We start from the raw sequence: 11,848 nt of genomic DNA, 5'->3' as shown, positions 1-11,848 counted from the left end.
GTGGTGACACGTCATGCGTGTCACCACGACCGCTCCCTTCAACGCAGCGACTGTGCCGTACCGTTGGCGAGCGCCTGATCAATCGCGCTGCGGATATCACGCGCCATCTTCGCTGAGACCTGGCTCTGCTGCTGTGCCAGCGCCTGCTGTTCGCGCGCCAGGCCCTGCTGCTGGCGTGCCAGCTCCTGCTGCTGCTTCGCACTCACCGTCGCCAGTTCTGCTTCCGCCTGCGCGCTGGCCTGACGCGCGGCCTGGTTGGCCATCTCTGCGGCGTCCAGCGAGGCCATCGCCTGTCGGCTGGCCTGCAGGGAAATCTCGCCCATGCGCTTGCCCAGCTCGCCCTGACGGGTACCGAGCAGTCCCTGCTCATGCCCCAGCTTTGCGACTTCCTGCTGCGCCAGGGTGAGTGACTTCATCAGTGCCGGATCGTTGATGAGATAGCGCTGGTCACCCCGCCGTGCCCACAGCACGCGGTTGCTGCCGCGCGCATCACGCTTGGCTTGCTCGATGTCGGCCATCGAGCCATCAACGAAGAAGCTGTTTTCCCGGTCCAGCAGCACGAAGGCCTGCGGCGGCTGGTGCGACAGATCCAGGCGTCCGGTGGTGACCATGTGGGTCCGGGTGACGGGACGCGTGTCCGCATCCGGTGCCGGCGGCGCGGCGGGGGCCGCAGGCGCTACCGGAGGGCGTGGGGCGGCGACCGGTTTGGGGGCTGGTGCCGGTGCGGGCACGCCGCTGGGTGCCGGCATGGCGCTCACGGCCGGAGCTGCCGGCGCGGCCGGCGCGGCCGGAACGGCGGGTGCGGCCAGCGCCGGAGGTGCAGGCGGAGCCGGTGGCGGCGGCGGTACCGCGGCCACCAGTCGCAACGGAGCCACACCCACCAGCACGAACAACGCGGTCACCCCGATCGAGACCACACGCGGCAGCGTGCCGGTCTGCTGCAGGGTCAGCAGCCGCCGCTTCAAGCTGCGGAAGTTCGGCGACGCACTGGCCACGCCCACGGCCGGCCGCGGGGCCACGCCAAGCTGTACCAGCAGGCGACCATAGTCGTGACGGCAGTGCCCATGACCGGCCACCACCGCGCTGTCGCAGGCTTCCTCGCGGGCCAGCGAATACTCGCGGGCGGCCAGGTGCACCAGCGGGTGGAAGAACAGCAGGTGCTGCGCCAGCGCCGGCAGCAGTCCCCACCACAGGTCGCGGCGCTGCAGGTGCACCAGCTCATGGGTCAGTGCCATGTCCAGGTCGTCAGCCGCCATCGCCGGCAGTTCGCGCGCCGGCAGCAGTAGCACCGGATTCCACGGTCCGATCAGCTGCGGTGAACGGATCTGCGCTGAAATTTTCAGCTGCGGCGCACGCGCCAGGCCATGCGCTTCGGCCGCCAGTTGCAGCGCCTGCTGCAGGCCGGTGTCGGTGCAGGGAGCCGCATTGCGCACCAGCGCGCGGCTCTGCCGGTAGGCGTGCACGCTGCGCACCAGCATCAGCAGCACGCCCGAGGCCCACAGGGCAAACAGCAGCAGCGGCCATGCCGGTGCGGCGTCGGCCGGGACCAGCGCGAAGCTGGACGGCAGGGCCGTCTCGGCCACCACCGGAGCCAGCGCCGTAGCCTGCTGCAGCATCGGCTGCATCGCCGTCGCTGCGGTATCCACATGCGGGGCCGGCAGCACCGCCAGCTCCAGCGGGCTGCTCCACACCAGGCCCAACACCGCCTGCACGGCGACCAGCCACCACAGGCGGCAGCGCGTCGCCGCCGGCAGGCGCGGCAGCCAGCGGCACACCGCCCATACCAGCAGCACCAGCACGGCACTCTGCAGGCTGGTCCAGCCCAGCCGCACCAGCATTTCGCTCATCATCGTTTCCATCGCTCAGCCCTCCCGCCGACGCGACTGCAGCTGCGCCACCAGGGCTTCCAGCTCAGCCAGCTCCTGATCGCTCACTTCGGCCTTGTGCGACATGAAGGCGACGAAGGGCGACACCGATCCCTGCAAGGTCTTTTCCACGAAGCTGGCCACCGCGCCCTGCACCACCGTGTCCTGCTCGCCGGTGGCGGCATAGCGGTACACCCCGTCAACCTGCTCACGGGTCAGGTAAGCCTTGCCACGCAGGCGCTCCATCATGGTCAGCACGGTCGAGCGGGCCAGCCCGCGCGCCTCGCCGAACCCGGCGGCCACCTCGCCGACACTGGCCGTTTCCTGTTCCGCTACGTACTGCAGCAGGGCCAGCTCCTGGTCCCCGATGGTCTTCCCACGCATGACACGCTCCGATGACTACACGTGTCGCCACCATGCCCATGACTACAACTGTCGTCAAGTGCCGGAGGATGCCGGCCGACGAACGGTCGTTGCGCGCTTTATGAACGCCTCGCTGGGCCAGTGGCCCCATTGTTAAAGGATGCTTTAATAGCTTGGAGCGTTGTTCAAGTGCCCTTTATTTGTCTCTGTTCGGTGTAGAGCCGGGCTCTGCCCGGCTGGGCCTCACCCGTGCGGTCCACCCATCACCGGCAGCACCACGCCACTGATGTAGCTGGCGGTCACCGGCGAGGCCAGGAACACGTAAGCCGGCGAAAGCTCTTCCGGCTGCGCGGCGCGCCCCATGTCACTGTTCTTTCCGAATTCGGCCACGTCCGGAGCCTGCTTGTCCGCCGGGTTCAGCGGCGTCCATACCGGGCCGGGGGCCACGGCATTGACGCGGATGCCACGTGGCAGCAACTGACTGGCCAAGGCCATGGTGAACGCATGGATGGCCCCCTTGGTGGAGGAATAGTCGATCAGCGACTTGCTGCCGAACAGCCCGGTTTCCGACCCGGTGTTGATGATGCAGTCGCCCTCTTCCAGATGTGGCAACACCGCACGCGCCATCTGGATGTAGCCGGCGATATTGGTCTGCAGGGTTTCCTGAAGGTGCGCGTCTGCCAGGTCCTCCAGGCGGTGGCAATGCAGCTGGAAAGCGGCGTTGTTGACCAGGATGTCGACCCCGCCCCAGGCCTTGACCACCTGTTTGACGCTCTTGTCGCAGAAACGGGAATCGCGCACGTCACCTTTGATGACGATGCAGCGGGTGCCTTCGGCTTCCACATGTTCGCGGGTGATCCGGGCGTCTTCGTCCTCGTCCAGATGCAGCACGGCGACGTCCGCGCCTTCGCGCGCGAACAGCACCGCGACCGCGCGGCCGATGCCGGAGTCAGCGCCGGTGATGATGGCGCGCTTGCCCTGCAGCTTGCCGCTACCCACATAGTCGGGCGCAAGGAAACGTGGCTCCAGCTGCAGTTCGTGCTCGTTGCCGGGCTTGGCCAGATGCTGGGCGGGCATGTTCTCCGGCTGCTTGCGAGGGCCGGCCTGGGTTGCCTTCTTCACCGTCTTCTTCGCGCTTTTCTTCGAGGCGCGGGCGTCCTTGGCCTTTTCCTGGTCCTGCAGGCGGCGCTGGCGGGCCGCCACACGCGCAGCGCGCGGATCTTCCGCGGCCGCTTTGCGGGTGGCGGTTTTCACCACAGGGGTGCGGGCGCGAGGGGCTTTCGTAGCGGCGGCGGGGGTGCGGTTCTTCTTGGCCGTGGCCATGCGCGGCTCCTTCAGTGCGTATTCGAATGCGCACCCAGTCTGGTCAGCGCGGCGATCAGCGAGAGTGAACGGCATGTCGTTCTACCGTGCATGTTCATCTGCCGCAGACGCCTGCAGCGGCATCGTGGCGGTCACGTACCCTTGGAGCTGCCCCCATGTATCGCCCCCTCCTTGCACTGACCGCACTGACCGTCCTTTCCGCCTGCAGCACCTCGCAGGTCGCCAGCGTGCAACCCATCGACGGGGTGATCTCCGGCCAGTGCCATATCGACAAGGTACGCGGCGCGGTAGGTCTCGCTGCTTCCCACGCCACCGTGGAACGCGCGCGCGTGGACAGCGACAGCCTGCAGGTACAGGTGATCGGCTCACGGCACGCCGAGACCGGGGCCACCGCCAGCGGCGTGGCCAATCCGTCGCCGGGTGCGGAGAGCGGTGGCGAGCGGTTGACCATCGAGAAGGGACGAACGAACAACATCACCGCGGTGTATTGCGGGTAACGCGACGCGCGCTGCGCAGGAAGCGCAGCGTGGCCGCCTCCCATTGGCGTTCGCCGCGCAGCCCGGCCAGCTTAGCCAGGCTGCCGGCGCGCCAGCCTTCGAACACGCTGGGGTCGATGTAGGCCTTGCGGCACACCGAAGGCGTATTGCCCAGCAGGCTGGCCACTTCGCACACCACCTGCTTCTGCAGAGCCGCCAATGCGCGTTCGCTGGGCTTGTCGGGTAAGGCGGTGGCGGCGAACTGTTTCAGCGCGGCGACGGTGCCGCCCCAGGTGCGGAAGTCCTTGGCACTGAAATCCTCGCCCATCGCATCGCGCAGGTAGGCGTTGACCTGCCCAGAATCCACCGGCTGCAGGGTGCCGTCGTCATCGCGGTACTGGAACAAAGCCTGCCCGGGCAGCTGCTGGCAACGACGGATCAGCTCGACCAGCCGCTTGTCGTCGATCTCCACGTCCTGCACCTGGCCGGATTTGCCACGGAAATGCATGCGCGCGCGCCCGCCGCGGACCAGCGCCAGATGATGGTTACGCAGCGTGGTCAGCCCATAGGAGCGGTTGTCGCGGGCGTACTGTGGGTTGCCCACCCGCACCAGGGTGTCGGACAGCAGCGAGATCACGATGGCCAGCACCTTGTCCTGCGGAAATCCCGGCAGCTTCATGTCGCGGCGCAGCCGTCGCCGCAGCGCGGGCAGCGCCTTGCCGAAGGCGATCACCCGGTCAAACTTGCCGTCGCCGCGCACCCGTGCCCAGTCGGCGTGATAGCGATACTGCTTGCGCCGGCGCGCGTCGCGGCCGGTGGCCTGCAGGTGGCCATTTTCCAGCGCGCAGATCCACACGTCGGTATAGGCCGGCGGGATCGCCAGCGCGCGGATCCGCGCCAGCGTGGCCGCGTCGCGCACCGCATGCCCGTCAGCATCGCGGTAACTGAAACCTTTGCCGGCACGGCGGCGGGCGATGCCCGGCTGCTCATCGCTGACATAGCGCAGACCGGCGGCGCGGGCGGCCTGGGCTTCGGGAGTAGCAGTACGTCGGACAGGCATGGACAGACATCGGAACCGGGAAGGTCAGTGTCGTGACCGTGTTGCCTCCGGCGCGTCAATAACAGAAGACAAACACGTCACACCCCACTTGGCGATATGCTCCATGGCTTCCTGGTCTTCCACCTTCCGGAGTCTCGATGTCGTCCCTGTCTTCCCGCGCCCCCCGTACGTTCCGTCCCCTGCTGATGGGAGCGGCCCTGGTTCCCGCCCTGCTGCTGCTCGGTGCCTGCAAGGCCCCGCCGATGGACGAGCAGGAAGCGGCGACCGCCAATGCACAGAAGGCGGCCGAGGAAGCTTCGGCACCGGCACCGGCTGAAGTGGGCAAGGCCACCGAAGCGCCGCCGGTGGGCAACTGCGACGCCACCCAGGTGCAGAGCCTGATCGGTCAGGCCTGGAGCGAGGGCATGGAAGGCCAGGCGCAGCAGGATTCGGCCGCCAAGCAGGTGCGCGTGCTGCACCCGACCGACGTGACCACGATGGAGTTCGTCGGCGAACGTCTGAACATCGAACTCGATGACAAGAATGTCGTAACTGGCGTGCGCTGCGGCTGAATTGGGGCCGGTTTCCGGCGGCGTCTGCAGCTGTTTTCAGCGTCGCTGGTTTCGAGTGCAACCGTGTATTGCGGCGTCGCAGCAACTGTGATCTAGTCGAAACATCCGGTGCCTTCAGCTGCGCTCAAACGGACTGAGCGGGGACGACTGTCGCCGCTCACCCGACTTTGAGGCAGACATGGCCCCCCGCAACCGCCAAGGGCTTTACGACCCGCAAGACGAACGCGACGCCTGTGGTTTTGGCATGGTCGCGCAGCTCGACGACCAGCCATCCCGCTTGCTGGTCGATACCGCTATTGCCGCGCTCTCGCGCATGACGCATCGCGGCGGCGTCGCCGCCGACGGATTGACCGGTGACGGCTGCGGCCTGCTGCTGCGCCGCCCCACCGTGTTCCTGAAAGCCCTCGCCGCCGAAGCCGGCCTGACGCTGGGCGCACAGCATGCCGCTGGCGTGGTGTTCCTGCCGCACGACGAAGCCGCTGCAGCACACTGTCGCGCCGTGCTTGAACAGACCCTGCGCGACGCCGGCTGCCAGCCGCTGGGCTGGCGCGTGGTGCCGACCGACCCGAGTGTGTGCGGCCAGCTGGCGCGCGACACCCTGCCGCATATCGAGCAGCTGTTCGTCGACGCCGGCCCCGGCCAGGACGAAGCCGGCTTCACCCTCGCACTGTTCCTGGCGCGCCGCCGCAGCGAACAACAGCTGCGCGAACACGCCGATTTCTACGTCACCACGCTCACGCCGAATGCGATCAGCTACAAAGGCATGGTGCTGCCGGACAAGCTGAGCCGGTTCTATCCGGACCTGCAGCGCAGCGACCTGGCTTCCAGCGCCATCGTCTTCCACCAGCGTTTCTCCACCAACACGCTGCCGCGCTGGCCGCTGGCGCATCCGTTCCGCATGCTCGCCCACAACGGCGAGATCAACACCATTGAAGGCAACCGGCGCTGGGCGCAGGCACGCAGCAAGGTGTGGAAGACCCCGCGCTTCGACATCGCCGAGTTCGACCCGGTGATCTCCATGCACGGCTCGGACTCGCAGAGCCTGGACAACATGCTGGAGCTGATGGTCAGCGCCGGCATGGAGCTGATCCAGGCACTGCGCATCCTGGTGCCGCCGGCAACGCAGTCACTGGAGTTCAAGGATGCGGATCTGGCCGCGTTCTACGAGTTCTACGGACTCAACAGCGAGCCCTGGGACGGCCCGGCCGGCATCGTCGCCTGCGACGGCCGCTATGCGGCCTGCACGCTGGACCGCAACGGCCTGCGTCCGGCGCGCTGGATGCTGACCTCCGACCGCCACTTCCTGGTCGCCTCCGAAGCCGGCGTGTGGGAAGTGCCGGCCGAACGCGTGGTGCGCAAGGGCAAGCTGGGGCCGGGCGAGATGATGGCCATCGACCTCAAGCGCGGTGACCTGCTCGACTCGGACGCCATCGACCGCATCAACCGCGGCCGTGCCCCGTACAAGCAGTGGCTGCAGCAAGGCGTGACCTACCTGCAGACCGAGCTGATCGATCCGTCGCTGGTGGAAGAGCCGTTCGACGAACGCACCCTGCGCAGCTACCACAAGCTGTTCCAGCTCAGCACCGAGGAAGTGGAACAGGTGCTGCGCCCGCTCGCCGAAACCGAGCAGGAAGCGACCGGCTCGATGGGCGATGACACGCCGATGGCGGTGCTCAGCCAGCACAGCCGTCCGCTGTACGATTATTTCCGCCAGGCCTTCGCGCAGGTGACCAACCCGCCGATCGACCCGCTGCGGGAAGACTGCGTGATGTCGCTCACCACCCAGCTGGGCAAGGAGACCAATATCTTCCATGCCGGCGCGGAGACCGTGAACCACGTCATCCTCAATTCGCCGGTGCTGAGCCAGCGCAAGCTGCGCCAGCTGCTGAAGATGCCGCAGTACACCGACCGCAACCGCCTGATCGACCTGTCCTACAGCCTGGAAGAAGGGCTCAAGGCTGGCATCGAACGCATCTGTGCGGAAGTGGAAGCGGCCGCGCGCGAAGGCATCGTCATGCTGCTGCTGAGCGACCGCTACCCGGTCGCCGACCGGCCGATGGTGCATGCGCTGCTGGCCACCAGCGCGGTGCATCACCACCTCTCCAACGTCGGCCTGCGCTGCGACGTCAACCTGATCCTGGAAACCGGCACCGCGCGCGACCCGCACCACATGGCCTGCCTGCTCGGCTTCGGTGCCACCGCGGTGTACCCGTACCTGGCCTACCAGACCCTGTTCGACCTGGGCCGGCGCGGCATCCTGCAACTGAAGAAGGGCGGCGAGCAGTCGCAGATCGGCCGCAGCTACCGCAAGGGCATCTACAAGGGCCTGTCCAAGATCATCTCGAAGATGGGCATCTGCACCGTGGCCAGCTACCGCGGCGCGCAGCTGTTCGAGATTGTCGGGCTGGACGATGAAGTGGTCGACCTGTGCTTCCCGGACACCGCCTCGCGCGTGGCCGGTGTGGGCTTTGCGCGCCTGGACGACGAAGCGCGCGAACTGACCGTGCGTGCCTGGAACGACCTGCTGCACCCGGACGTGGGCGGCCTGCTCAAGTACGTGCACGGCGGCGAGTACCACATGTACAACCCGGACGTGGTCATGACCCTGCAGCGCGCCGCGCGCAGCGGTGATGCGGCCGACTGGCAGCGCTACTGCGAAGCCGTGCACGGCCGGCCGGTGTCGGCACTGCGCGACCTGCTGCAGCTCAAGGCTGCACCGACGCCGACGCCGCTGAGTGAAGTGGCCCCGGCCGAAGACCTGTTCCGTCGCTTCGACACCGCCGCGATCAGCCTCGGCGCGCTGTCGCCGGAAGCGCATGAAGCGCTGGCCATTGCGATGAACCGCCTGGGCGGGCGCAGCAACTCCGGCGAAGGCGGCGAAGACCCCGCCCGCTATGGCACCGACAAGCGCAGCAAGATCAAGCAGGTGGCGTCGGGCCGCTTTGGCGTCACCGCGGAGTACCTGGTCAACGCCGAAGTGCTGCAGATCAAGGTCGCGCAGGGTGCCAAGCCCGGCGAAGGCGGCCAGCTGCCCGGGCACAAGGTCAACGAACTGATCGCCCGGCTGCGCTATGCCAAGCCCGGCATCGGCCTGATCTCGCCGCCGCCGCACCACGACATCTATTCGATCGAAGACCTGGCCCAGCTCATCTACGACCTCAAGCAGGTCAACCCGAGCGCGCTGGTGTCGGTGAAGCTGGTCAGCCATGCCGGCGTGGGCACGATTGCCGCCGGCGTGGTCAAGGCCGGCGCGGACCTGATCACGGTGTCCGGCCACGATGGCGGCACCGGGGCCAGCCCGGTCAGCTCGATCCGCTATGCCGGCGTGCCGTGGGAACTGGGCGTAGCCGAGTCGCACCAGGCACTGGTGGCCAATGACCTGCGCGAGCGCACCCTGCTGCAGACCGACGGCGGCCTGAAGACCGGCCTGGACGTCATCAAGGCGGCCCTGCTGGGCGCGGACAGCTTCGGCTTCGGCACCGCGCCGATGATCGTGCTGGGCTGCAAGTACCTGCGCATCTGCCACCTCAACAACTGCGCCACCGGCGTGGCCACGCAGGACGACCGTCTGCGTGCGCAGTACTTCACCGGCCTGCCCGAGCGCGTGGAGAACTTCTTCCGTCTGCTGGCCGAGGAAGTCCGCGGCTGGCTGTCCTACCTGGGCGTGCGCTCGCTGGATGAGATCGTCGGCCGTACCGACCTGCTGCAGCAGCTGGAGGTCGCGCCACGCCCCGGCGTGAAGGTCGACCTCGCCCGCCTGCTGAAGCCAGCCTCGTTCCCGGGCAGCCACTGCGCCGCGCAGCGTCTGTATGAATCGCCCGACAGCCTGGCCACGCAGATGGACGGCCTGCTGGCTCCGGCGATTGCCGGCAAGCTGGGCGGCGAGCATCGCTTCCTGATCCACAACACCGACCGCTCGATCGGCACCCGTCTTTCCGGTGCGATCGCCCGCGCGCATGGCAACCAGGGCATGAGCGAAGCCCCGCTCACCCTGCGCTTCCGCGGCACCGCCGGGCAGAGCTTCGGCGCGTTCAATGTCGGCGGTCTGAACCTGGAAGTGGAAGGCGAAGCCAACGATTACGTCGGCAAGGGCATGGCCGGTGGCCGCCTGGTGGTTCGGCCGCCGCGTGGCGCACGCTTCGAGGCGCGCAACACCGCGATCATCGGCAACACCTGTCTGTACGGTGCCACCGGCGGTGAGCTGTTTGCGGCGGGCCGCGCCGGCGAACGCTTCGGCGTGCGCAACTCCGGCGCGCTGGCGGTGATCGAAGGCGCTGGCGACCACTGCTGCGAGTACATGACCGACGGCATCGTGCTGGTGCTGGGCAAGGTCGGGCTGAACTTCGGGGCCGGCTTCACCGGTGGCCTGGCCTATGTGCTGGATATCGACCGCGACTTCGTGGACCGCTACAACCACGAACTGATCGACATCCATCGCATTTCCGCCGAGGGCTTCGAGAATCACCGCCAGCACCTGCATACGCTGATCAGCCGCCATCGCGAGCTGACCGGCAGCATCTGGGCGCAGCAGATTCTCGACGAGTTCCGCGATTACATCGGCAAGTTCTGGCTGGTCAAACCCAAGGCCGCCAGCATCGAGTCGCTGACCGAATCGCTGCGCCGCGCCGCCTGATTTTTCGACTTACCACCCGGTAGCGCCGGCCGTTGGCCGGCACACCGAGATTCCAGGGTCACCCGATGAGCCGCAAGCAAGCCTTCCAATTCCTTGACCTGCCCCGGACCATGCCGCAACGCATTCCGGTGGAGCTGCGCACCTCTGGCGACTGGGGTGAGCTGTACGGCGCGTTCGGCAAGGAAGACGCGCAGTACCAGGCAGGTCGCTGCCTGGACTGCGGCAACCCTTACTGCAGCTGGAAGTGCCCGGTGCACAACGCCATTCCGCAGTGGCTGCAGCTGGTGCAGGAAAACCGCATCCACGAGGCGGCCACGCTGTGCCACTCCACCAACCCGCTGCCGGAGGTGTGCGGCCGGGTCTGCCCGCAGGACCGTCTGTGCGAGGGCAGCTGCACGCTGGAGGAGTTCGGCGCGGTCACCATTGGCGCGGTCGAGAAGTACATCGTTGATACCGCCTTGGCGACCGGCTGGACGCCGGACCTGGGCGCGGTGGAGTCCACCGGCAAGCGTGTCGCCGTGATCGGAGCGGGGCCGGCCGGGCTGGCCTGTGCTGACCGGTTGGCGCGCGCAGGCGTGCAGGCCGTGGTGTACGACCGCTACGAGCAGATCGGCGGCCTGCTGCAGTTCGGCATTCCCAGCTTCAAGCTGGACAAGGCGGTGATCAGCCGTCGCCGCCACGTGCTGGAAGGCATGGGCGTGCAGTTCCGGCTGGGCGTGGAGATCGGCCGCGACATCGAGATGGACACCCTGCTGGCCGACTACGACGCCGTGTTCGTGGGCACCGGTGCCTACCGTTACACCGACGGCGGCCTGCCCGGACAGGACCTGAAGGGCGTGCTGCCGGCGCTGCCGTTCCTGGTGCAGAACAGCCGCATCGTCAGTGGCGACGACCCGAAGGGCCGACCGATTGCCGGCTGGGAAGACCAGATGGCGCTACCGGACCTGGAAGGCAAGCGCGTGGTGGTGCTGGGCGGCGGCGACACCGGCATGGACTGCGTGCGCAGCGCGGTACGACTGGGCGCGGCGCGGGTCACCTGTGCCTATCGTCGCGACGAGGCCAGCATGCCCGGCTCCGCGCGCGAGGTCGCCAATGCCCGCGAGGAAGGCGTGCGTTTCCTGTTCAACCGCCAGCCGCTGTCGATCGAGGCCGGCGCGGACGACGAAGTGATTGGCGTGACCGTGGTTGAGACCCAGCTGGGCGAACCCGATGCGCAGGGCCGTCGCAACGCCGTGGCCATCGAGGGTAGCGAATCCCTGCTGGAGGCGGACGTGGTGATCATCGCCTTCGGTTTCTCGCCGAGCGCACCGGCGTGGTTGACCACGCAGGGTGTGGAAGCCGGGAACAACGGCCGGATCGTGGCCGGGGGTGCAGGTCGTCTGCCGTACCAGACCGCACACCCGAAGCTGTTCGCCGGTGGCGACGCGGTGCGCGGTGCGGATCTGGTGGTGACCGCGGTGGCCGAAGGGCGCGATGCGGCGGCGAGTATCGTGCAGCTGGTCTGCGCGTGATTGCAGGCACCGCCTGGGCCGGCCAACGGCCGGCGCTACCAAGCTCCGTGCCCGTACACCGGTAGC

The 11,848-nt window shown here is 67.8% G+C and carries 8 protein-coding genes; 4 read left to right on the top strand and 4 right to left on the bottom strand.

Translation table 11 applies throughout. The features are described 5' to 3' along the window. Positions 1-38: 38 nt before the first annotated feature. The 3 genes from QMX83_RS16310 to QMX83_RS16300 all read right to left on the bottom strand — a co-directional run bounded on the left by QMX83_RS16310 (position 39) and on the right by QMX83_RS16300 (position 3,551). The gene (locus tag QMX83_RS16310) at positions 39-1,847 is read right to left on the bottom strand and encodes a M56 family metallopeptidase (RefSeq protein ID WP_336618965.1); all 1,809 of its coding nucleotides are present in this window, start codon (positions 1,845-1,847) and stop codon (positions 39-41) included. A 15-nt stretch (positions 1,848-1,862) separates the two neighbouring features. Then, on the bottom strand, positions 1,863-2,249 hold the full coding sequence (locus QMX83_RS16305) for a BlaI/MecI/CopY family transcriptional regulator (protein ID WP_282297690.1): 387 nt from the start codon (positions 2,247-2,249) through the stop codon (positions 1,863-1,865). 222 nt (positions 2,250-2,471) lie between these two features. Next, complete coding sequence (locus QMX83_RS16300) at positions 2,472-3,551, bottom strand: SDR family oxidoreductase (protein WP_282297689.1); 1,080 nt, start codon at positions 3,549-3,551, stop codon at positions 2,472-2,474. 155 nt (positions 3,552-3,706) lie between these two features. Here QMX83_RS16300 and QMX83_RS16295 point away from each other — a divergent pair, with 155 nt between their 5' ends. Beyond that, entirely contained in the window at positions 3,707-4,048 is a 342-nt protein-coding gene (locus QMX83_RS16295; RefSeq protein WP_282297688.1) for a hypothetical protein, read from the top strand. Here QMX83_RS16295 and QMX83_RS16290 read toward each other — a convergent pair. Beyond that, the gene (locus QMX83_RS16290; RefSeq protein WP_282297687.1) at positions 4,026-5,087 is read right to left on the bottom strand and encodes a DNA topoisomerase IB; all 1,062 of its coding nucleotides are present in this window, start codon (positions 5,085-5,087) and stop codon (positions 4,026-4,028) included. The two genes, QMX83_RS16295 and QMX83_RS16290, sit on opposite strands and share 23 nt — an antisense overlap. Before the next feature lie 185 nt (positions 5,088-5,272). Here QMX83_RS16290 and QMX83_RS16285 point away from each other — a divergent pair, with 185 nt between their 5' ends. The 3 genes from QMX83_RS16285 to QMX83_RS16275 all read left to right on the top strand — a co-directional run bounded on the left by QMX83_RS16285 (position 5,273) and on the right by QMX83_RS16275 (position 11,782). After that, a complete protein-coding gene (locus tag QMX83_RS16285; protein ID WP_282297691.1) occupies positions 5,273-5,638 on the top strand; it encodes an I78 family peptidase inhibitor in 366 nt (121 codons plus the stop codon). A 178-nt stretch (positions 5,639-5,816) separates the two neighbouring features. Beyond that, positions 5,817-10,271, top strand: a complete 4,455-nt coding sequence (gene gltB, locus QMX83_RS16280; RefSeq protein ID WP_282297686.1) for a glutamate synthase large subunit — start codon at positions 5,817-5,819, stop codon at positions 10,269-10,271. Between the two features lie 65 nt (positions 10,272-10,336). Continuing rightward, positions 10,337-11,782, top strand: coding sequence for an FAD-dependent oxidoreductase (locus tag QMX83_RS16275; protein WP_282297685.1), 1,446 nt, complete (start codon positions 10,337-10,339; stop codon positions 11,780-11,782). The last annotated feature ends 66 nt before the right edge of the window (positions 11,783-11,848 follow it).

This window comes from Stenotrophomonas sp. PS02289, from assembly GCF_029960115.1.
Taxonomy (GTDB): Bacteria; Pseudomonadota; Gammaproteobacteria; order Xanthomonadales; family Xanthomonadaceae; genus Stenotrophomonas.
The sequence above is the reverse complement of the archived record's forward strand: the minus strand, read 5'-3'. Positions and strand labels throughout refer to the sequence as shown.